This window comes from Micromonospora sp. Llam0 (genome assembly GCF_003751085.1).
In the GTDB taxonomy this organism is placed as follows: Bacteria; Actinomycetota; Actinomycetes; order Mycobacteriales; family Micromonosporaceae; genus Micromonospora_E.
Genome location: NZ_RJJY01000002.1, coordinates 812,974 through 831,959, shown reverse-complemented (window position 1 = coordinate 831,959; position 18,986 = coordinate 812,974). Strand labels below are relative to the sequence as shown.

At 72.9% G+C, this 18,986-nt stretch carries 31 protein-coding genes; all 31 read right to left on the bottom strand.

Annotated features, from left to right (window positions below; translation table 11 throughout):
- Positions 1–438, bottom strand: coding sequence for a phage tail tube protein (locus EDC02_RS31095; RefSeq protein WP_123605827.1), 438 nt, complete (start codon positions 436–438; stop codon positions 1–3).
- Entirely contained in the window at positions 435–1,604 is a 1,170-nt protein-coding gene (locus tag EDC02_RS31090) for a DUF4082 domain-containing protein (protein WP_123605826.1), read from the bottom strand. Before EDC02_RS31090 ends, EDC02_RS31095 begins: the two co-directional genes overlap by 4 nt.
- Positions 1,604–1,978, bottom strand: coding sequence for an HK97-gp10 family putative phage morphogenesis protein (locus EDC02_RS31085; RefSeq protein ID WP_158632378.1), 375 nt, complete (start codon positions 1,976–1,978; stop codon positions 1,604–1,606). Before EDC02_RS31085 ends, EDC02_RS31090 begins: the two co-directional genes overlap by 1 nt.
- Positions 1,968–2,153, bottom strand: a complete 186-nt coding sequence (locus EDC02_RS31080; RefSeq protein ID WP_148083711.1) for a hypothetical protein — start codon at positions 2,151–2,153, stop codon at positions 1,968–1,970. Before EDC02_RS31080 ends, EDC02_RS31085 begins: the two co-directional genes overlap by 11 nt.
- 8 nt (positions 2,154–2,161) lie before the next feature.
- Positions 2,162–2,338 (bottom strand): hypothetical protein, encoded by a 177-nt coding sequence (locus EDC02_RS40530; protein WP_158632377.1) that lies wholly within the window; start codon positions 2,336–2,338, stop codon positions 2,162–2,164.
- Positions 2,331–2,921: a histone-like nucleoid-structuring protein Lsr2 gene (locus EDC02_RS42000; RefSeq protein ID WP_233606703.1), complete on the bottom strand. Its 591-nt coding sequence runs from the start codon at positions 2,919–2,921 to the stop codon at positions 2,331–2,333. The genes EDC02_RS40530 and EDC02_RS42000 overlap by 8 nt, the downstream gene beginning before the upstream one ends.
- Before the next feature lie 5 nt (positions 2,922–2,926).
- Positions 2,927–3,277: a phage head closure protein gene (locus tag EDC02_RS31070; protein WP_199757981.1), complete on the bottom strand. Its 351-nt coding sequence runs from the start codon at positions 3,275–3,277 to the stop codon at positions 2,927–2,929.
- Positions 3,274–3,720, bottom strand: coding sequence for a hypothetical protein (locus EDC02_RS31065; RefSeq protein WP_123605823.1), 447 nt, complete (start codon positions 3,718–3,720; stop codon positions 3,274–3,276). Before EDC02_RS31065 ends, EDC02_RS31070 begins: the two co-directional genes overlap by 4 nt.
- Positions 3,713–4,426, bottom strand: a complete 714-nt coding sequence (locus tag EDC02_RS31060; protein WP_123605822.1) for a hypothetical protein — start codon at positions 4,424–4,426, stop codon at positions 3,713–3,715. The genes EDC02_RS31065 and EDC02_RS31060 overlap by 8 nt, the downstream gene beginning before the upstream one ends.
- Positions 4,426–4,968, bottom strand: coding sequence for a nitroreductase family protein (locus EDC02_RS31055; RefSeq protein WP_123605821.1), 543 nt, complete (start codon positions 4,966–4,968; stop codon positions 4,426–4,428). The genes EDC02_RS31060 and EDC02_RS31055 overlap by 1 nt, the downstream gene beginning before the upstream one ends.
- Positions 4,968–5,849: a phage capsid protein gene (locus tag EDC02_RS31050; protein WP_123605820.1), complete on the bottom strand. Its 882-nt coding sequence runs from the start codon at positions 5,847–5,849 to the stop codon at positions 4,968–4,970. Before EDC02_RS31050 ends, EDC02_RS31055 begins: the two co-directional genes overlap by 1 nt.
- Before the next feature lie 47 nt (positions 5,850–5,896).
- Positions 5,897–6,505 (bottom strand): hypothetical protein, encoded by a 609-nt coding sequence (locus EDC02_RS31045; RefSeq protein ID WP_148083710.1) that lies wholly within the window; start codon positions 6,503–6,505, stop codon positions 5,897–5,899.
- Positions 6,506–6,510: 5 nt separating this feature from the next.
- The gene (locus EDC02_RS31040; protein ID WP_123607264.1) at positions 6,511–7,299 is read right to left on the bottom strand and encodes a hypothetical protein; all 789 of its coding nucleotides are present in this window, start codon (positions 7,297–7,299) and stop codon (positions 6,511–6,513) included.
- Positions 7,283–8,692: a phage portal protein gene (locus tag EDC02_RS31035; RefSeq protein ID WP_123605818.1), complete on the bottom strand. Its 1,410-nt coding sequence runs from the start codon at positions 8,690–8,692 to the stop codon at positions 7,283–7,285. Before EDC02_RS31035 ends, EDC02_RS31040 begins: the two co-directional genes overlap by 17 nt.
- Positions 8,693–10,465 carry a hypothetical protein gene (locus EDC02_RS31030; RefSeq protein WP_199757980.1) on the bottom strand — a complete coding sequence of 591 codons (1,773 nt, stop codon included), beginning with the start codon at positions 10,463–10,465 and terminating at the stop codon, positions 8,693–8,695.
- Positions 10,446–10,886, bottom strand: a complete 441-nt coding sequence (locus tag EDC02_RS39860) for a hypothetical protein (protein WP_148083709.1) — start codon at positions 10,884–10,886, stop codon at positions 10,446–10,448. The genes EDC02_RS31030 and EDC02_RS39860 overlap by 20 nt, the downstream gene beginning before the upstream one ends.
- A 477-nt stretch (positions 10,887–11,363) precedes the next feature.
- Complete coding sequence (locus EDC02_RS31020) at positions 11,364–12,326, bottom strand: hypothetical protein (RefSeq protein ID WP_123605817.1); 963 nt, start codon at positions 12,324–12,326, stop codon at positions 11,364–11,366.
- Complete coding sequence (locus tag EDC02_RS31015; protein ID WP_199757979.1) at positions 12,311–13,432, bottom strand: HNH endonuclease; 1,122 nt, start codon at positions 13,430–13,432, stop codon at positions 12,311–12,313. Before EDC02_RS31015 ends, EDC02_RS31020 begins: the two co-directional genes overlap by 16 nt.
- 120 nt (positions 13,433–13,552) lie before the next feature.
- Complete coding sequence (locus tag EDC02_RS31010) at positions 13,553–13,894, bottom strand: hypothetical protein (protein WP_148083708.1); 342 nt, start codon at positions 13,892–13,894, stop codon at positions 13,553–13,555.
- Complete coding sequence (locus tag EDC02_RS31005; protein ID WP_123605815.1) at positions 13,887–14,114, bottom strand: hypothetical protein; 228 nt, start codon at positions 14,112–14,114, stop codon at positions 13,887–13,889. The genes EDC02_RS31010 and EDC02_RS31005 overlap by 8 nt, the downstream gene beginning before the upstream one ends.
- On the bottom strand, positions 14,107–14,763 hold the full coding sequence (locus EDC02_RS31000) for a 3'-5' exonuclease (RefSeq protein WP_148083707.1): 657 nt from the start codon (positions 14,761–14,763) through the stop codon (positions 14,107–14,109). The genes EDC02_RS31005 and EDC02_RS31000 overlap by 8 nt, the downstream gene beginning before the upstream one ends.
- Positions 14,756–15,163 carry a hypothetical protein gene (locus EDC02_RS30995; protein WP_123605813.1) on the bottom strand — a complete coding sequence of 136 codons (408 nt, stop codon included), beginning with the start codon at positions 15,161–15,163 and terminating at the stop codon, positions 14,756–14,758. The genes EDC02_RS31000 and EDC02_RS30995 overlap by 8 nt, the downstream gene beginning before the upstream one ends.
- Complete coding sequence (locus EDC02_RS30990) at positions 15,153–15,386, bottom strand: hypothetical protein (protein ID WP_123605812.1); 234 nt, start codon at positions 15,384–15,386, stop codon at positions 15,153–15,155. The genes EDC02_RS30995 and EDC02_RS30990 overlap by 11 nt, the downstream gene beginning before the upstream one ends.
- A complete protein-coding gene (locus tag EDC02_RS30985; RefSeq protein WP_123605811.1) occupies positions 15,383–15,652 on the bottom strand; it encodes a DUF6011 domain-containing protein in 270 nt (89 codons plus the stop codon). The genes EDC02_RS30990 and EDC02_RS30985 overlap by 4 nt, the downstream gene beginning before the upstream one ends.
- On the bottom strand, positions 15,649–16,140 hold the full coding sequence (locus EDC02_RS30980) for a hypothetical protein (protein WP_123605810.1): 492 nt from the start codon (positions 16,138–16,140) through the stop codon (positions 15,649–15,651). Before EDC02_RS30980 ends, EDC02_RS30985 begins: the two co-directional genes overlap by 4 nt.
- Positions 16,137–17,054: a hypothetical protein gene (locus EDC02_RS30975; protein ID WP_123605809.1), complete on the bottom strand. Its 918-nt coding sequence runs from the start codon at positions 17,052–17,054 to the stop codon at positions 16,137–16,139. The genes EDC02_RS30980 and EDC02_RS30975 overlap by 4 nt, the downstream gene beginning before the upstream one ends.
- Positions 17,051–17,362: a hypothetical protein gene (locus tag EDC02_RS30970; RefSeq protein ID WP_148083706.1), complete on the bottom strand. Its 312-nt coding sequence runs from the start codon at positions 17,360–17,362 to the stop codon at positions 17,051–17,053. The genes EDC02_RS30975 and EDC02_RS30970 overlap by 4 nt, the downstream gene beginning before the upstream one ends.
- Positions 17,359–17,871 (bottom strand): hypothetical protein, encoded by a 513-nt coding sequence (locus EDC02_RS30965; RefSeq protein WP_123605807.1) that lies wholly within the window; start codon positions 17,869–17,871, stop codon positions 17,359–17,361. The genes EDC02_RS30970 and EDC02_RS30965 overlap by 4 nt, the downstream gene beginning before the upstream one ends.
- On the bottom strand, positions 17,868–18,299 hold the full coding sequence (locus EDC02_RS30960) for a hypothetical protein (protein WP_123605806.1): 432 nt from the start codon (positions 18,297–18,299) through the stop codon (positions 17,868–17,870). The genes EDC02_RS30965 and EDC02_RS30960 overlap by 4 nt, the downstream gene beginning before the upstream one ends.
- Positions 18,296–18,550, bottom strand: a complete 255-nt coding sequence (locus EDC02_RS30955; protein WP_123605805.1) for a hypothetical protein — start codon at positions 18,548–18,550, stop codon at positions 18,296–18,298. Before EDC02_RS30955 ends, EDC02_RS30960 begins: the two co-directional genes overlap by 4 nt.
- Complete coding sequence (locus EDC02_RS30950; protein ID WP_123605804.1) at positions 18,547–18,867, bottom strand: hypothetical protein; 321 nt, start codon at positions 18,865–18,867, stop codon at positions 18,547–18,549. Before EDC02_RS30950 ends, EDC02_RS30955 begins: the two co-directional genes overlap by 4 nt.
- Positions 18,868–18,986 lie beyond the last annotated feature (119 nt).

Below are 18,986 nucleotides of genomic sequence, written 5' to 3'. Positions count from 1 at the left end.
TCAGCTCCCGGTCGGGGTGAGGGTCGGCTTGCCGCTGATCTTGACGGTCAGACTGCGGCCCATCTTGTCGTCGTACGGGAACTCGTCGCCTAGCTCGGTGAGGATGGCGGCGAAGTCCCACGTGTGTTCGTCGGCCGTGTCGGGCAGGATCACGATCTGGTAGTTGCGCGGGTCGACGTCGTCGAAGTCGTCGTCCAGGTCGTGCGTGGTCTCGGTGGGGTCGTAGTTGATCTCCAACGACACCTCGCCGCCGTCCTTGAGGCTGCCGACGAACTGCATCCACCCGCCGGGCGAATCGTGGGCGGTGACGTCGATCGTCTCCCGGGACCGAGCCGGCCCGCTGATCGACGTGACGTTGGCGATCGCGGCGAACGCCTCGGTCGGCGTCGCCCCGTCCCCGCGCTTGAACTGCGTGCCGAACGCGTCGACTCCGCTCATGACTCCTCCTGCGATGTGATGATCCGGAACCGGATCACGTGATGACGCACCTGCGGATCCGTTGTCGGCACCGCCTGGTCGAACTCATTGCGGATGCTGACCACCCGGTGCCCGGCCGGATGCAGCTCACGTGGCCGGTGGTCCAGCAGCACCCCGATCCGCCGGGCGATCGCCTGCCCGTCGGCGTTGCCCCGGGCCTCGGTCCACACGTGCACGGTGACGGTGATGTTCCGGCCGAACCCGCCATGGTCGTTGTCCGGGATGGACAGGTGGTCGCCGATCCGCACGTACGGCTTCGACGCCGGCTCGGGGACCTGGTCCCACACGCCGGTGACCATGCCCATCAGCACGTTGTCGCCGGTCAGCCGGGCGTGGATCGCGGCCTGCACCGGGTGGATCGGCGACTGCGACCCGTCCCCGGGTGCGGCCTGCACGTCGACGGCGGCCGCCGCGTACGCGGACAGCCCGCCGGCGTCGGTGACCCGGGCCAGGATCGCCTTCACGCCGGACGTGGCGTAGGTGTGGTTCAGGGTGGGCGTCGACCCCGATGACGTCTCGCCGTCGCCCCAGTCCGCCCGGTAGGTGGCGTCGTCCAGGCCGTCCGGGTCGGTCGCGGTGATCGTCACCTCGACCTGCAGACCGTCCGCCGCCACGTCCACCGCGGTGATCGTCGGCGCCGTCCCCGACGCCACACCAAGGTCGTACGCGACGTCGACGCCGTACCAGTTCCCGACCGACAGCGACGGGAACGATCCCGGGTTTTCGTTGTAGACGCCGTTCGGCACCGCAGCGCTGGACAGCGTCGTCACGGCGCCGTCGGCCGACACCACGGCGTCGTCCAGGGCGTCAACGAGCACCCCGTAATTCCCACCCGTCGAGTAGGACACCACGTACTGTTCGCCGGCGAGACGTTCGACCGGCGACGACAGCTCATGCGTCGACCAGCCCACCGGGAGACTGGTCGGCATCACCGCCGAGGCGAGGAGCACCCCGCTCGTGGTCCAGATCTTGCCGACCCGGCCCGGAAAGTCGATCTCGTTCGCACCGGCCCACACCCGCACGTGCGTCAGGGTGATCGGCTCGGACGCCTGCTGCCTGCTGCCGAGCTCGTAATCGGCCGGGTCAGCGGCCTCCTGCGGGTCGGCACCGGACCAGCCGACCGCCATCAGCGGGCCAGCTTCCGCAGCGACACGCCCGTCGCCTGCTTCACCCGGGCCGGGAACCGCCGCCGGGCGCGTTCGGCCGCCGGCTGCGCGAACGGCTGTTCCGGGGTGTCCTCGGTGCCGTGCTCGACGAACGTCGCATGCCGGGCCGTGGCCACCGCCCGGCCGGTCAGCCCGCCGGCGTCGATCTCCTCCTGCACCGACTCGGCCAGGGCGCCGGTGTCCCGCGGTGCGCCCTCACGCATGTCGTCGGCCGTCTCCCGGGTCTCGGCGGCGACCGCCCGCCGGGCGCCTTCCTGTACAGCGGCCGGCATCCGGTCCAGGCGGCGGCCGAGCAGATCCATCCCGGCGACCTGCACCGTCGTGTCACGCGCCACCCGCATCCCCCTCCGGTGATTCGAGTTCGGCGGCCGCGGACCGCAGCGCCTGCGCCAGCACACGGCGCAGCAGTCCGCCGTCGGCGGCCGCGGCCACCTCGTAGGGGTCGACGGTCACCGTGCCGATCTCGGTTTCCGCCGACCCGCCGATCCGGATGTAGACCGGCAACGACACCGACGCCATCAGCGGCGGCCCGTTCTGGGCGCCGTCAGGTGGCGGCGGATGGCGGCCAGGTCGGCGGCGATGGCCAGCAGCGACCACGCCACCGACCCGGCCGGGTCCGACCCGTTCGCGCACTCCTCGGCCCGCACCCGGGCCTGTCCCGGTTCGACCTGCGGCCGCCGGTGCGGGCTATCCACTGTGCGCCTGCCGGTACGCGTCGACCAGGTCGGCCGGGATCTTCCCCCGCCGGGGCACCGGCAGACCCTGCCCGGTGGCCCACGCCCGGATCTTGGCCCGGTCGGCGGCGGTCAGCTCCGACCCGGCCGGCTCCGGTGCGGCCAGCTCGGCGGCGGCCGCCTCGTCCCGGGTGCCGTCGTCGGTTGCCGGGTCGGGCTGGCCGGCATCGACCGGGTCTGGCTCCGGCGGTGTGCCGACCGCGTACGCGTCAGGGTCGTGGCGCAGCACCTCGTCGACCCGGTCCACCGCGTCGGCCACCTCGGCGGGCAGGCCGTCGCGGTGGCCGGCGGCAGCCTCGACCAGGGTGGCCGCGACCGCCGCCAGGTGGTCCCGCATCAGCAGCACCGACCGGGCGTATCCGCGGACCCGTTCCACCTCGGCCGCCGGGTCACCGCCGGCGACCGGATAGTCCACGGTCAGCGGGCCCCACAGTTTCGGGTGTTCGGCCACGATCGGATGGGCCTGGTGGGCGGTGTGCTGCCCTCGGCGGACCATCCGCCGGCTCCCGCCGATCGTCACGGTGCCGGTCCGCACCGCGATCATGATCGTCACGACGTCTCCTCACTCGGTGGCTCTGACTGGACCCACTTACAGTCCGCGCGTAGGTACGCGGGCTCGGACGGGACGACGGTCGACGTCACCCGCCACACCTCGCCGCCGCCGCGCAGCTCGTCACCCCGGGCCACGTCGGCGTCCGGCCGCAGATACAGCGGTGTCGTGTGCGCGGCGCCGGCCTGCGCGGCCGCGACCCGCTCGGCCGTCGACGGCTGCGGCACCCGCGCCCACACCGCCCCCACCTGCACATGGGTGACGGTCTGTCCGCCGGCGCCGTCGTCGACCAGCTGCGGCCGCCACACCGTCAGCTGGCGGGGCAGGTCGTGCGTGCCGATCGGGATCACGAGCCGAGCAGACTCTCTGTGGTGTCGTCACCCGAGTACGGGGACACGAGGGTGACCGACCGGAACGACGACGCGGCCGCCGCCCGGCGCACGGATCGTTTCTCGGCGTCGGTCAGGTACACGGCGTCGCCGCCGTGGACCCGCGCCCGGTCGTACGACTGGTTCAGGTCCGCGATCGTCTTCTGTGTCAGCGCCTTCGGGTTATCGAAGGCGCGGAAGGCGACGGCCAGGCAGATCTTCTCCACCCGGCGGGGGACGTCAACCAGTTCGGTGCCGGCGTCGTTGACCCAGTCCTTCTCCGCCGCGTCGCGGATCAGCTCCGACGCCTCCTGCAGCAGCGCCAGCGCCCGGTCTTCCTCGGCCTGGGTCGGGTACGCGGCGTCCGGGTATCCGATCTTCGTGGCCAGCTGGGTGACGCTGGCCAGCGGCGGCAGATCAGCCACGCCGGCCCCCTTCCTCGTAGCGGGACTGGTCCGGGAACCGTTTCCGTATCCACCGGCCGACCGTGCCCTGCCGAAACGAATAGTCCGACGTGGACACGAACGGTAGTTCGGCGGACGGGATCGCCCGGAAGTCGCGGATCTTCACGTCCTCGACCTGGTCGCCGCCGATCCGCGCGTAGTTGCCGTACAGGGTCCTCTTGCCGACCGGTTCCATCCGCACGGTCCGCACCTGCTCGGCGAGGGCGATGACGTCGCGCATCGCCGCCTGGTCGACCAGCAGCGGCACGTGCAGCTCGTAGTCGAGCCGGCCCGGTACGCCGATCGCGTCGAGCAGCTCGTCGACGCCCAGCCGCCGGTTCAGCAGCCGCCGGTTCCCGCTGCGGCGATGGTTCGCGACCTGCCCGGCGATCGGACCCCGATGCCACACCGGCGGCCGGTCCATCCGGTGCAGCGTGAAGAAGTCGTCATTCATCAACACGAACTGCGGCGACACCTCGGGGTGGTGGGCGGCGGCGCGCAGGTTCGCCCACGTGCTGAAGTGCTTGCCGGGTCGGGGTGGCTGGACCGGGATGTGCAGGTCCGGCCGGCACCACACCGGCCGGTGCCCGACCACCACCAGCCGGTCCACGCATCCCAGGTTGTGCAGCGACCGCAGGCTGTACCGCAGCTCATCGGTCGCCGGGCCGACCAGGTAGACGGCGTCCATCAGGATGTGTCTCCCACCCAGTCCGGCGGCGGTGGCGGTGGCCAGCCGACCGCGAGCGCCCCGCAGAAGATCCCGGCGCCGAACCGGATCGCGAAGTGCGCCCGGTCGACCGGCCGTACGTTGGGGTTGACGTAGCAGGCGGCCAGCCCGCCGGCGGTCGCCGCCAGCCACAGGTGACCGACCATCACGCCGGCGTCCAGGTACGGCATGAACACGGCCTCACCGGCCGCCTTGTACGCCAGCGGGTCGCCGTGCAGCAGCAGCACCACCGGCGCCCGATGCACCCAACCGACCCCGCCCACGAGCAGCCCGCCCAGCAGGGCCTTGTCGTCCCGGTCCCGGACCACCGTCACACCCACCCCACGCCGGTCACACGACGACGGGGCACGCTCGGCGGCGGCCAGGACCGGGCCCAGGTCCTCAGCGCTCACCGGCCGGTCCGCGAACCGACGCGCCGCGTGCCGCTCGGCCAGGACCTCGGCGAGGACCCCGGCCTTACGGCGCTGATGCGCCAGATAGCGGGCCTGGTACGGGTCCGTCATCAGGACTCGGCGGTGTCCATCACGACGACCCGGGGCGTGGTCTCCCCGGACTCGGCGTCCGTCACGACCGCCGCGCCGGCGAACGTCGAGATCACGCTGGCATCGCTGAGCTTGTCGGGCACGTACTGGAAGATCTGCCGCATCCCGACCCCGCCGGACTGCGCGGTCGCCGAGCTGGTCACACCCCGGGGCACCACCGGCACCCGGTTCGCGAACGCGAACCCGGACCGGTGGTACGCGGCCGCCTTGCCCGCGTCCAGCCCGGTCGACTCGACCACGTTGAACCCGCGCCAGCGGGCGATGATCGCGTTCCGCAGCGCGTTGGTGTCGCCCGACGCGTCGACCCGCGACACCTCGTCCAGCGCCAGGATGAACGTGGCGACCTCCGGCGACACGGCCAGGTACCGGCCGTCCAGCGGCGCCTCCGCCCGGCCGAGCATCTCCCGGGCCTGCAGCACGATCGCGTCGATGTTGCCGCCGTCGGCGTCGATCGTCAGATCGGCCGGCAGGCCGTTCATGACCGTCGCCATCTGGTTCTCGGCGCCGGTGGCCACCGCCGCCACCTGCACCCGGGTGATCTGCCGCCCGAAGTCGGCCAGGTCCAGGCTCAGCTCCTGATCCGAGACCAGCTTGGCGTGGTACAGGTGCGACAGGGACACGTCGACCGGCACCTCGTCGACGTCGTCATAGGTGATCGTCGCACCCGGCGACGACTGGGTCCGCGCCGTCGACGGCTGCGGCACCCGCACCGTGATCGTGTCCCCGTTCGACCCGCTGAACTCCGCGCCCGGGATCCGCGACGCCGTCATCGGCAGAACGAGGGTGCGCGTCAGCAGCTCGATCGCGAGCGACGAGATGCCTTGCGCGGTCAGCACAGCCACTGCGCTACTCCTTTGCTAGTGACCCGACCACGGCGCGGACGCCGTGGTCAGAAGTCGGACTTGAGAATCGCCTCGGCCATCTCGGCCGGGCTCTTGTCGGCGGCCGCCGCCGGCACCGCGCCGGACGTCAGCCGCTCCTTCGGCCTGGTGGCCGTGCTCGCCGTACCGGCCGGCGGCATCCGCCCGCCGTCGCCGCCACCGCTGTCGGAGGCCTTGCCGTCACCGCCAGCGGCGGCGGTGCCCGCACCGTCCTTGCCCGCGTCGCCGCTCGCACCGTCCTTGCCGGCCGGTTTGAACGACTCCAGCAGCTCGTCGGCATCCGCCAACAGGTCGTCCCGGGTGTCCCCGCGCAGGCGTGCCGCCTGCTTCGCGGTGAGACCCTTCTCCGCGGCGATGTCGGCGATCAGCGCCCGCCGTTCGGCGTCGCCCGCCCGCTTCTCCATCTCGGCCAGCTTCTCCATCACCTTGTCCATGTCGGACTTGGTGCTGTCGCTGGCCGCCTTCAGCCTCTCCAGTTCGGCGTGGTTGGCCTTGGCCTGGTCCTCGTGCTTACGCGCGAGGGCCTTCCACTTCTCGGCTTCCGCTTCCCAGTCCTTGCCGCCCGTGCCGGCCGGCTTGGCGGTCTGGTCGGTGGTGCCGGTGTTGTCGTCCGCCATCGCGGTCACTCCCGTGTCGGGTCGGTCCGGCCCGTGTCGGGCCGGAGGGTCTGATCACCGGCGAGATACCGCCGGAACGCGTTCAACGCGTCGTTCGACGTGCCCCGGCTCAGTTCGCCGGAGTCACGGGCCTGCCGCTGCGCGGCATCCCATGCCCGGCGTAGCCGCTCGTTGCCGGGCACCGGCCGCGACCCCTCATAGAACGGCTCGGCGGTGCACGCGCAGTGGTCGTGGGCCTGGAAGCGGGCACCCCGCTGCGACGTGAACGCCGGCCCCCGCGAGGCGATCATGGCGCAGAACGCGCACGGCGACCCCGACGTGACCCGCTGCCAGCCGGCCGCCTGCCGGTCCGCCCGCACCGAGTCGGTGACCGTACGCCGGCCGCCGCCGAGCACCATCCACACCGCCGACCCCGACGCCCGCACCAGGCCGGTCCGCGCCGCCGCCTGCGCCGACTGGCCGGCCGCCGCCGCCGACCGCATCCCGGCCAGCCCGGTCGCCCGCAGCACCGCCCGCACCGCCGGCCCGTCCGGTGCCTCGGCCAGCCGCGCCGCCGCCGACCCGGCCACACCCTCGGCCGTCCGGAACCACTCGAAGTACGCGGCCGCCAGACCGGCCGAGTCGCCGTGCCGCTGCCGGATCAGGATCTCCGCCGCCACCGCGAACCGCTCGAAGTCGCCCGGCCCGATGAGCGACCACAGCTGCACCAGGTCCCGCAGCACATCCGCCCGCAACGTCAGCTGCGCCTGCCGGTGCGCCCGGGTCAACGCGGCGCCCTCAACCGTCAGCGCCACCAGCGCCACCCGGATCGTCCGGGTCCCCGTCGTCGGGGCCGGTGGCCTGCCGGTCCAGCAGCGACGTCAGGTTGGCCAGCGCATCACCTTGGGCGGCGGCCGCCTTGAACCGGCGGATGTCCTGCTGGGTGACACCCGGGATGCGATCCCACAGCTCCTGCGCGGGGACGCCGAGCATCTGCGCCAACTTGCCCAGCCCGTCGACGACCGCCGCGAACGCGGCCGCCGACGTGTCCCGCCACACCACCTCGGCGTCGTCGGGCACCGGCACACCCATCAACGCGCCGACGACCTGGAACGACTGCTCGTGGCTTTCGCCCATGCCGGTCTTACGCTCGTCGACCTTGCGGTCCCGGCCGGCCTCGGCCGCCGCCAGAGCCTCGGCGCTGAGGTTGACCAGCTCGCCGATCAGCTCATGCACCGGCGTCTGCGACAGCGTCGCCACGAACTTCGACGTCGACTCCCGCGACGCCAGATAGCCGCTCAGCTCCGTCTGGGAGAACTCGCCGAGCTGCATCTCGTCGGGCATCTGCTCGAACGTCCAGAACTGCGACGCGGCGGACCGCATCTTCGCGCTGGTGTCCTCCGGCGTCCACCCGATCGCCCACCGCTGCCGGAACGCGCTGTACCACTCCGCGCCCTTGAGGCTGAAGCTGGTGAGGTCGATCTGGTCCTGCATCGGCATCAGCGGCGCGACCTGCCCGACCACCACCCGGCACTGCGCACTCAACCCGCCGGAGAGCAGCTCCGGCTCGGCGTCGTCGTCGGCGTCCAGGTCCTCCGCGTCGCGGTAGCGCACCACCGGCACCCGGTCGAACCCGTGCGGCTCCGCACCGGTCACGGCCATCCGGCCGCCCTGCTCGGTCACGGGCCACGCCGTGGTGTCGTCGTAGAGCCGCCACCGGCCCGGCACCGGCAGCTTCTCCAGCGCGATCTCCGCCCAGTCCGGATCCTCGCCGTACATCGCCGTCACCTGCCGGGGAGACCGCGGCCGCATCACCGGATACGGATCACCGGGGGTGATCACCAGGTATCCCGTGCCATACGCCACCGTCGCCCGGTGCAGACCGGCCTGATGCTTGTTCATCCGGTTCGCCAACCACGCCGACCACACCGGCAGCGTCACATCATCGCCGGACTGCGGATCACGAGCCCGCAGCCCGTCGACGAACAACGCCTGCGTCAGCGAGTTGACCACGATGTCGATCACGTTCACCCGGGAGATCCGGGCCATCTCCCGCACCTCACGCGGCGCGTCGGACGGGATCACCGCCGGCAGCCGCTGCTTGCCCGTCCAGTAGCGGCGCAGCACGTCCAGCTCGGCCCGCTCCGACTCGTGCGTGCGCCGCAGCTCACCCGCCCGGGTCGCGGCAGCCTCAGCCGTCAACGCCAATCAGAACACCGCCTTCCCCGCCCCCGCGCGTCGCACGCGCACCTTGCCGCTGTTGAGCGCCAGCCTCCGCCCCATCCGGGCCCCGACCATGCTGACCGCACAGTCCACATGCTTCGTCGACGCCCGGTTGATCTTGCCGAGCGACTCGCCCCACAGGTTGGGGCGACGTCTGGCGTTGTGGGTGTGCATCCGCAGCACCGCGTTCCCGTCGTGCGTCAGCGTGCCGTTCTCGTCGATGTCCTCGGCGCACTGCATCGCGGCCAGCGTGAACTCCTGGTTCCGGCGGACCCCGCCCGGCGTCTTGATCCGCATGTCGAACAGCACACTGTTGCCGGTTCCGGTCCTCGCGCCGCTGGTAGCCCACACCCGCAGCCGCCGGTGGAAGTCGCGGTGCCAGCCGTCGATCAACGCCATCCAGTACAGCGACTCGTCGTCGTCATCACGGCCGGGCCCGGGATCGACGCCGAACCACACCACCCGGTACCGGTCCCACGCCGCGCGGACCGTCGCGTCGACCAGCTCACGCGGCGCCAACCACGTCTTGCCCCGGGCACCGTGCGGCCGCTGCCACACACCGAGGACGAACACGTGCCCGTCCGAGATCCGGCAGCCCACCAACGCCGTGGCGTCCGACGACTTGCTGCAGTCCAGGAACATGGCGATCTGGTCGCCGTCGGCGACGACCGTCCCCGGCCGGGCCAGGTCATCGAACTTGCGCGGATCGATCCACGCGTCCTCACGGGTGCCCAACCCGTTGAAGTAGTAGCGGATGCTGTCCGACATCGGCGTCTCCGGGTCCAGAACCTCACCGTCGAGACGCTGCAAGTCGGCCCACGGCGCGTCCATGTACGCGGCCCGTAGCCCAGCCATCCGCTGCGCGTCGTCGAACAAGTCGAGATCCGGCGGAGCCTCGATCGAGTCGTACAGGATGTCCTGCCGCAGGTTCGGATACTGGCCCGACACCTGTTTCTGCCACGCCTCGTACGCGCGCTCACCGATCGAGTCCGACCCCTGCTCGTGCGCGTTGGTCCCGTCACACACCCGGGCCTGGATACTGGCGGGACTCTTCCCCACGTTCCGGCGGGCCACCTTCGCCGTACGGTGGCCGCCGTTCGACTCGGTCATGTGGTGCGTCTCGTTCAACCAGATGAACGTGGCCGGGTCGCCCTCGGTTGACTGCTCGGACGCGGTCAGCACCTCCAGGCGGCCGCCGCCGTCCGTCAGGATCGTCCGGGTCTCGCCACAGTCGACGCTGTAGAACTCGCGGGTCTCCCGCGACAGCATCGCGTTCGCCACCCGTAAGACGTCCTTGGCTTGGGCCTCGGAGTTCGCGCCGATCTGCACCAGCGGCATCCGGTGCCGCTCGCCGGCCCAGCGGCCGTCTCGGCGCACCAGGTGACACGGCCCGATCAGCTCGATGTCACACATCGCCGCGCCCATCGGGTCCTTACCGGTTCCCTTGGCGCCTCTCTTCACCCCACGCCGCCAGATCCACCGGCCCGTACGCGGGTCGTACGCGTACCACAGATGCAGAAACCGCCGCTGCCCCGGAGTGAACCGCCACTCCTCGCCGGTCTGGTAGTCGATCAGCCCCGGCTCACCGGTCCGGTCGTAGTCGCGCCACTCCGCCCACGCGATGATCTGCGGGCCGAGACTCGGCGGCAGATCCGTGAGATCCCGTGGCCACGGCAACGTGCACCAGGCGCCAGTCCCGTTCCACCTGTCCAGGTAGTAGCCGGGCAGTAGCTCCGGATCAGCCTCCGTAGAGGTCACGATAGGTGTCGAGCTGCACCACGCCGGCGTCCACCGCCGGCTGCGGCACCTCCGGCGGCGGGTCGACGTACCGGATCCGCAGATCCCGGCGGGCGTCGACGGTCGTGCCGAGCGCCTTCTCCCGGATCCGCACCTCCGTCGCCCCGGTCGCCCCTTCAGCGAACCGGGCGTGGACCTCGGCCGTGTCAAGCGCGTACTGCCAGTCCGACGACGTCCACAACCGGCAGTGCGGCATCGTCGACACCGTCTCCCACCACCGCCGGGTCGCGGCCGGCCACGACCCGCGCCGCGTCTCCCACGCCGGCGGCTTGTCGTCGACCTGGACCCGCACCATCCGCACCGGCAGCGACGGACGGTCACCATCGAAGGGGAGGTTCGGCACCTCCACCCAGTCATGCACCGCCGGTACGCGGTGGCGCACCTGACTACGATCCGCCTTCGGTTTCCGGCCCGCGACCGCCATCAATACCACCTCCTAGCAGCGCGGATAATCCGAGTTCTATACAGTGGCCGAGCCGCTAACCCCCACCGCTGAAGGCCCCCCGCCCCGGGGGGCACCCCCCACCCCCGCCGTCACCGTCAGTGACAATCAGGCCAGGATGGGCGCCCCGATCCGGCCGCCGCCGCGTCGGCCGCGCCGCGTTGCTCGCCGCCGCGCCCTGCTGCCCGGTCCGATGCGCGTGGCACCGCGAGCACACCCCGCGAAGGTTGTGGTCGCCGTGATCCTCCGGGTCGCCGATGTGGTCCACCTCGGTGGACTGTGCACCACGACAATGCGTCCGCAGCATGCACGTGCGGTCGCGGCGCAGGATGCGAGGGACGATCCGGGTGCGCCACCCCCGGGGCAACGGGGCGGTACGCCACTGGCTGGGGGAGGTCTTGCGGGGGCGGGGATTCGTCACGCCGCACTCCCTGATTCGGGCACACTGCTGCTACCCGGATTCGACGTTACACCCGCGCCGTCAGCGTGATCAAACTCCCCGGCTCGGGTGTCCGCGCGTCGACGGGCACGTGCCTGTCTCTCTGCTCGGCGTACCGCGTCCGCTCGTGCCCGGTCCAGCACCATGCCCAACCGGTACACAGGACGGCCGTCGACTTCGCCCACCCAGGCGATCCGGCCCCGATGCGCCCACACCCGGATCGACGACGCCGGAATGCCGTACGCGTCCTCAATCTCCCTGGGGGTGTACGCGTACTGGCGGGTCAGCTCGGCCAGCTGCCCGCGCCGCTCGTCGACGTCGACCAGGGCGCCGCACGCCCGGCACCGCACCACCCCGGCCGACGGGCCGGCCCGCAGGTCCACCCGACACACGGTGCCGTCCGGTCGGCGGCCGCCGCACTGGCCGAGCCACCGCCGCCCGGGCGGCCCGTCCGCGATCCGCTGCAGCAGCCGGGCCACCCCGGCGAGATCCCGGAACGCGTCCCGCGCCCACGGCTGACGGCGCATCCACCCCGTGTGTCCGGCCAACGCGGCGGCGAGCACCGCGAGGGGATCCGCGTCCGGGGCCCGCAGCTCGACGCACGATCCGTGCCGGCACGCCAGCCGCGCGCACGCCGCACCCACCAGACGGCCCGGGACACCCAGCGGCCGGCCCGCCGCCCGCACCGCCGCCACCCACCGGCCCACCACCCGGCCGGCCTCGGCCAGCCGCGACGTCGCCGCCAGATCGAGCGGCAACCGGCCGGCGGCCGCACCACCGGCGGTCGCCGGACCCCGGCGGGCCAGAGCAGCCGCGGCCGCCCGCGCCGCCGCCGCCGCGTCGACGATCTCCGCCACCGCCGTGGCCGCCGCCCGCCCGCAGCCGTGGCAGGCGTACCCGGTGTCGGCGGTCGGCCGGGCACACATCACGCAGGCGGCCATGGCTGCTCCTCATCAGGTGGCGGGACGGGGATCGCTCCGGCCGGCCACCGCCAGTCCGGTGGTCCGGGGTCGGGGATCGCGGGGGTGTCGTCGGGTTGCGGGGGTACGCCGGCGAGGTGCTCCGGCAGCGGGCGGGTCGCGCGGAGGTACGGCGATCCGTGGATAGGTCCGCGTGGGGTGTCGGGTGGTCCTATCCGGTGCGCGGTGGGCGGGCCAGGACGTGGAGGACCTGCGCCGTGGGCGGTGCCCGGCCCGCCCCGGCCCCTCCCGGGAGAGCCACGCTCCTGGGTGTCGTCGCTGGTCTGGTCGCGGATCTGGGGATGGACTCCGGCCCTGGTAGCAGGGTTGGGCGGTGTCAGGTCGGGTGGCGGATCTGGACCCGGTTCAGTGGTCGGATCAGTGACCGGATCAGTGACCGGATCAGTGACCGGATCTAGATCCGACGTAGATCCTGACGTTGATTCCCGCTCGCCGGGTGCTGGTCGCAGGGCCATCCCGGCGGCCTCCGGCGTCCTGCGGCGTTTGCGGTTGTTGCAGCCTCGGCAGGCCACCACGAGGTTCGAGAGGCCGTCGGCCACCTCTGGGTCAACGTGGTCGAACGTCAAGCCGGCGTCCGTCTTACGGTCGGAGTGGCGGCAGGTGATGCCGCAGTAGCGGCAGACGTCACCGTCGCGCGCCCTCACGGCGGCCTTCAGCTTCGGGTCCTTCAGCTCCCGCGCCTTGGCCTTGTGGACGTCGTTCTCCGACCTGGACGGGTTCCTGTCCAAGTAGTCGTGGATCAGGTAGTCGTAGCCGTCCAGCCACTCACGGCCCGCCATGCACTCACACCGCTGGCCGTCTTCGCGGCGGTGGATCAGCGGCGCCCGGCCGAACCGGGCGCGTAGCAGGCGCTCATTCGCCTCGGGCCAGCCGAACAGCTCCTCGAAGACGTCCGCTGTCACGAATCCGTCGCTGCGCTCACCGGACGCCCAGGACAGCACCTGAGCCCAGACCCCGAGCGCCTCGGCGCGCTGGCGCTTCGCCCGTAGTCCTTTGACGCCCGGGTCGACCAGGCCGCGGACCTTCACGCTCATGGCCAGCCGGTCGTCGATCCGACCCCACGGCATCAGCTACCGCCCCCGCGTCGCCGACCAATGATCAACATCTATTCGCACCTCGGATACGCCGCAGCCCGGCCAGCGGTACGCCGGCCGGGCCTCCCCAGAACCTCTGTTCTGATTGGCTGATCAGTCAGGGGGCCGATCCGGCTGCCCGGCGGCCGACGCCTCGGCCAACTGGTCCCGCCACTCGGCGACCACGTCGACCGACTCCACGAACACCACGTACTGGCCAGCGACCAGCGTCGCGGGGCCGCACCTGTCGAGCATCTGCTGACACAGCCGGACCAGCGCGGTCCGCTGCCGCGCCAACTGGTCCACCCGTGCCTGCAGGGCCTCCACAGCGGCGGCGGAGGCCGGACCGGGCATCACCGGCACCGGCACGCCGCGCTGCTGCAGCGCCTGGACCAGGTCGCCGACGATCCGGCCGACCTCCGCCCGGACCGCCGCCTGCACATCCTGATCAGTCACTCAGGTCCTCCCTCAGGTGGTAGCGGCCGTACCAGCTGTAGCGGCCTTTCGTGACCGGCATCGGCTCCACCGGTGCCGGCTTGCCCGTCTTGGTGGTCGGCACCACCAGCACGCCGATCGGGGCCAGCTGGGCACGCACCCGGGCGACCGCGTCATGCGAGCCGTGGACCCACACCTCGGTGCCGAGCTCCTGCCGTGGCGTCTTGGTCGGGTCACCCACCAGTACCGCCCATGACGGCGTCGTAGACCTGCATCGCCCATCGGGCGTCGCCGAGTGCGGTGTGGCGGTCCTCGGCGGACAGCGGCGGTACGCCGAGGTCCTCGGCGAGGGTGCGCGGGGACCACGGCGGGGAAGGGGGCGGTTGGCCGAGCGCGCGGCGCATCGTGGTGACCGCGCCGGCCGCGAGCGCGCCGACGTCGACCAGGCGGTGATGCCAGCACGGTGCCTGCCAGTGCCGGCGCAGCCACGGCCCGAGCATCGACACGTCGAACGTCGGGTTGCTGCCGATGATCGTGGCGCCGTCGAGCAGCTCGGCCAGTTCGCGGGCGACGGTCATCCGGCCGCATTCGTAGAACCGGGCTCCGGGCTCGTTCAGCCAGGTTTGCCACGGTGGTCGGATCTGGACGTACGCCTGGGTCTTGCCGTCCGTCAGCAGGGACGTGCGCCGCTCGTAAAAGCGGGAGATCCGCAGCGCGGCCGGGTCGGCCCGGTCGAGCCGGGGTTGGATCTCGATCCGCCACTCGCCGTCACGCTGCGGGTCGCGGTGACCGCGCACGATCGCGCCGATCTCCCAGATGTCGTGTACGGCTGGGTCCAGGCCGGTGGTTTCCAGGTCCAACGCCACCAACGTCGGTTGGGCCTCATTCATCGGCGGCCACCTGCGTGAGCAGGATTTCAGCGACCCGGCCGGCGCGGTCACACGCCGTCGACCACCGCCACGCGTGGCCGGTGACGGTGTGCTCCCCACAGGGCAGGTGGGTGACAGTGGCGTGCCACCGCCAGCGGCGGGCAAGCCAGCCGGCCCGCTCGACACCCGTTGACGCCACGGCGGCCGGCGGCGACACCGGCCCCGGTGTGGCGGCCGGGGCACCGCCGACAGTGGGCGGGACCACCTTGCCCTCCGGCCGCCGGGGCGGTGCCGCCGGCCGGAGCGCGGGCCGCCGGGCCTGGCCGAGTGACCTGCGGACGTCGTCCGGGTAGATGGCCTGGCCCGGACGGTCCGCCAACGCGGCCCGGTACGCCGTCTCGAACTCTTCGTCAGTCGTCATCGTGCTCTCCGAGAATCGCGGCGTCCCGGGCCGCCGCAGCTGCGGCGAGGACCGGAGACACCGGGGTGGTTGGCAGGGTGATCGGGTGGTGCGCGTCGCCCGGCTCGCCGAGCAGCCCGCACACGACACAGACCCGGCGGCCACGGTGGTCCGCCGGCAGATCTCGTGTGGCCTGGTGGAGGTGCGGCGGTACCCGCGACCGGGCCGGGGTGCGGCGGGTCATGGCGGCGACGCCTCCTCGATGACGCCGGACTCGTCGACCAGGCCGGGACCACCCCGGCCGGCGTCGCGGCCGCCACGCACCCTCACCGGGTCGGGGAGCACCGAGGCGGCCGCCGCCTGCTCCTGTCGGCGGGCCTCGGCCCGCCGGCGCCGCCAGCACAGCGATCCGACCCGCCGGGCCCGCGCTTTGGGGTCGGTGAGCGGCGTCGCGCAGTCCAGGCACAGCACCGGCGGCAGGTCCGGCCGGGCCGGCGTGCGCGCGGTCACGCCAGCCCCTGGGCTCTGAGCCGCATCATCCGGTCCGCCTCCGCGCACAGCAGGGCGGCCGCGCGGACCAGGTCGTCGACCCGGTCTCCGTGCTCCGGATAGCCGTCGACGACCGGCCAGTCCATCCAGGACGACTCCGGATCGGCCCACCAGACGGCCATCTCCCACAGCTGCCCGGACGTGCGCTGATCATCGTGGACAGCGTCGTACCGCTTGCGTTCGATCTGCCGCAGCCGCTCCTCCGCCACGCGCAGCAGGGCCGGAGATTGACGGGCCCGGGGTGCGGCCTCCGGCACCATCCGGGCCCGCAGCACCGCCAGCACCCGACCAGCGGCGCGGACCGCCTGCGCGGAGTCGCCCCGGCCGGCCGCCGACGCCCACCCGGCTTCGATCGCGGCCGACAGCTCGTCGAGCAGCTCGGCGCTGTCCAGGGCCTGGCGGGTCTCCGGCGGCACCCGCCACAGGGCGGGCCGGGTCTGGCCGGTCACTGGCTGACTCCCCGAACGGGTGAGGCGGCCATCCGGCGCAGCGTGTCGACGATCCAGTCGACTTCCTCCACCGGGCCGCCCGGCGGCCGCGACTGGTCGACCACGCCGGCCGACCCGATGTGTCCACACCACTCGCTGTAGTAGTGGCCCATCGACCGCAGACGCGGCATCCAGATCAGCCGCCCACCCGGCCGGGTGGGCTGGACTCCGGCGTCCCGCAGGTCCCGGTCCAGGCCGTCGACCTCCCACTCCGACCAGGCCACGACCCGCCGACCGGTCACCCAGGCCGCCACGCCCGGCGCGGCGGCCTCGACGAGCCGGCCGCCGGCCGGCAGGTCCCGCTTGCGTTTCGGCCGCCGGTCCGGGATCAACGTGATGTGCAGCCGGTCCACCGCCGGATCGGCGAGCGACACGACGACGAGTTCGGCGACGGCGGTCCGCTTCACCGTCTGCCCCGGCCCGGCGGGTGCCAGGTCGATCGACCTGGTCGCCACCACCATGGCGGTCGGGTCAGCGAGCGCCTCGGCGGCCCAGGCGGAGGCCTCGGCCCGCTGCTCCGTCCGCAGGGCGCGGAACCGGTCGTAGCGGGCCTCGGCTTCGCAGGCCGGGCACCGGTACGCGCCACGGCCGTTCGACGGCAGCGGCCCGCCGGCGTCCCACCCGCACACCTCGCAGCGCCGGGGGTAGACGCGGCTGGCCTCGGCCGCCGCCCGCTGCCGGGCGGTCAGCGGCCGCATCGCCACGGTGTCGGCGACCGTGAACAGGTGCGTGGTGTCCTTGCCGCGGCTGTAGCGGAGGATGCCGGCCGGGGCCTGGTCGGGTGCGGGCTTGCGGCGCATCCGCCGCAGCATCGTCACCGTGGCCAGGCCGTCCGGGATCTCCCGCACGCCGTACACCGGCAGGTTGGCCGTCATCGGCTCACCTCTGTCTGTGTCTGGGGTGATGGCCAGCAGTGCGGGCACCAGGACGCGCGGTACCGCTCGGCGACCACGGCGGCCGCGAGCACCTGGCCCTGCTCCCGCTCGGCGGAGCTGACGAACCGGCCGCACGCCGTCCGCCGCTGCTGCTTGTCGTCGGTCGTCGGCCGGATCTTGTGGGCGGTGACACCGGCACGGGCGACCGCGATCCACACCTGTGCCCGTGCGCCGGCCAGTTCGGCCGGCGGTGGGGCCGGGGCCCGGGTGGCCGCACGGCGCGGCCACCCGGGCGTACCGGCGGTCACCACGACCCACCACCCGCCGCCGCGCGGGCGGCCGCCGACCGGGCGACGTGCTGCGCGAACCACGGATTGACACCCGCTGTCTGTGGATGCGGGGTGGTCCACTGGCCGGTGCCGTCGTCGGACGGCTCCGCCCGGTGCCGGGCCGCATCCGCGCTGACCGGTACGGGCACGGGGACCGGTTGCGAGCGGTACACCGCGCCGGCCGATGCGGTACGGCCGGTCACCGGCTCCGGCCAGCGCTCCCCGTCGACCGGCTCCGGCCACGGCAACGGGGCCGGTGCGGGCAGGTCCTGCGTCAGCTCGACGCGCAGCGCCGACAGCTCCCCGGTGTGCATGTCCCAGCCCTCGTGCCGGTCCTCAGCGGTACCGAAAAGGACGCGGCGAAGGTCCCCCATGTGCATCTCCCAGCCCTCGTGCTGGTCCTCCGCGGTGCCGATGAGGCTGCGGCGCACGATCGCCGCGAGCGCGGCGACCACCAGGCAGGCTGCCGCGACGATCAGCAGGGTCATCGCTGCTGTCCTCTCTGCTCGGACTGGTCGGTCTGGTCGGGGCGGGCGAGGTCCAGGACGTCGCGGACATCGCGGGTCAGGGACGCCACGCGGGCGGCCCGCGCCCAGGCGTCGCCCCGGCCGGCACCGGCCACGGTGACCGCGATCAGCGCCACCACCGCGCCGATCACCGCGCTGACCGGCGCCGACACCGCCACGGTGATGAGCACGACCGCCCAGGTCGACAGGTCGTGATGGCGCGGCCGGACCGCGAGAGCGGCGGTCACGGACGCCCAGTGCTCGTTCAGGCGGCGGGTCCGACGTCGGCGCACCACCACAGCGGCCCGGAGCACGCCAGCGAACAGCAGCAGCGCGGCCGCCAGCCACAGCGGGTGGATCGGCGCAGCCCACCACCCGGCGGCCCAGGAATGCGATGCGAACACGGTCACCGCTGGCCACCTCCCGCCGGCTGGTGCTCGTCGACGAGCAGTCCGGCCAGGCGGTCACGCCACGCCCGGTCGGCAGCAGCCCGCCGCGCCTGCCGGGCCGCCACCCGGGCCGCCCGATCAGCCCGCCGCGCGGCACCGATCCGCCGGGCCCGACCGGCCAGCACCCGCACCGCGTGCCCGCCAGCGACGATCAGCGCCATGATCAGCAGGCCGCCGGCCTCGGGTAGCGCGGCGACGATCCCCGTGGTCACCGGCGATCACCACCCAGGGCGGTCCGGATCGCGCCGAGCACCAGTCCGGCCGTGTCCGGGGTCTCCCACATGCCCCACAGGGCTTGGCGGAGGCAGGCCGGGAGCAGTCCGCGGCTGCCCAGGCTGCAGGCCAGGGACAGGAGGTGGTGCTGGGCGTCGGTGATGTCGTCGCCCAGGGCGTCATCCAGTGCGGCCAGGTGCAGGGCGTTCCACCCGACGACGCCGGGTGAGGTGATGCGTCGGGTCACGGCCGGGTGGTCGAGCAGGCCGGACCCGGCGAGCAGCTCGACTGCGGCGGCCTCGCACGGGTCCGACACCTCGGCTAGGGCGTGTATCAAAGTCGGCCGTGGGCGGGTGACGAACTTCCGGCGTGTCGCTGCCCGGTAAACAGCGAGGCCTCCGGTAGATGGCTTATCGACCAAGACGAACCATCAAC

Coding starts and splice junctions, on each gene's coding strand:
- EDC02_RS31095 (WP_123605827.1), bottom strand. CDS start 438: ATGAGCGGAGTCGACGCGTTCGGCACGCAGTTCAAGCGCGGGGACGGG.
- EDC02_RS31090 (WP_123605826.1), bottom strand. CDS start 1,604: ATGGCGGTCGGCTGGTCCGGTGCCGACCCGCAGGAGGCCGCTGACCCG.
- EDC02_RS42000 (WP_233606703.1), bottom strand. CDS start 2,921: ATGATCGCGGTGCGGACCGGCACCGTGACGATCGGCGGGAGCCGGCGG.
- EDC02_RS31060 (WP_123605822.1), bottom strand. CDS start 4,426: ATGGACGCCGTCTACCTGGTCGGCCCGGCGACCGATGAGCTGCGGTAC.
- EDC02_RS31055 (WP_123605821.1), bottom strand. CDS start 4,968: ATGACGGACCCGTACCAGGCCCGCTATCTGGCGCATCAGCGCCGTAAG.
- EDC02_RS31045 (WP_148083710.1), bottom strand. CDS start 6,505: ATGGCGGACGACAACACCGGCACCACCGACCAGACCGCCAAGCCGGCC.
- EDC02_RS31020 (WP_123605817.1), bottom strand. CDS start 12,326: ATGGCCGCCTGCGTGATGTGTGCCCGGCCGACCGCCGACACCGGGTAC.
- EDC02_RS31015 (WP_199757979.1), bottom strand. CDS start 13,432: ATGCCGTGGGGTCGGATCGACGACCGGCTGGCCATGAGCGTGAAGGTC.
- EDC02_RS31000 (WP_148083707.1), bottom strand. CDS start 14,763: ATGAATGAGGCCCAACCGACGTTGGTGGCGTTGGACCTGGAAACCACC.
- EDC02_RS30995 (WP_123605813.1), bottom strand. CDS start 15,163: ATGACGACTGACGAAGAGTTCGAGACGGCGTACCGGGCCGCGTTGGCG.
- EDC02_RS30990 (WP_123605812.1), bottom strand. CDS start 15,386: ATGACCCGCCGCACCCCGGCCCGGTCGCGGGTACCGCCGCACCTCCAC.
- EDC02_RS30975 (WP_123605809.1), bottom strand. CDS start 17,054: ATGACGGCCAACCTGCCGGTGTACGGCGTGCGGGAGATCCCGGACGGC.
- EDC02_RS30965 (WP_123605807.1), bottom strand. CDS start 17,871: ATGACCCTGCTGATCGTCGCGGCAGCCTGCCTGGTGGTCGCCGCGCTC.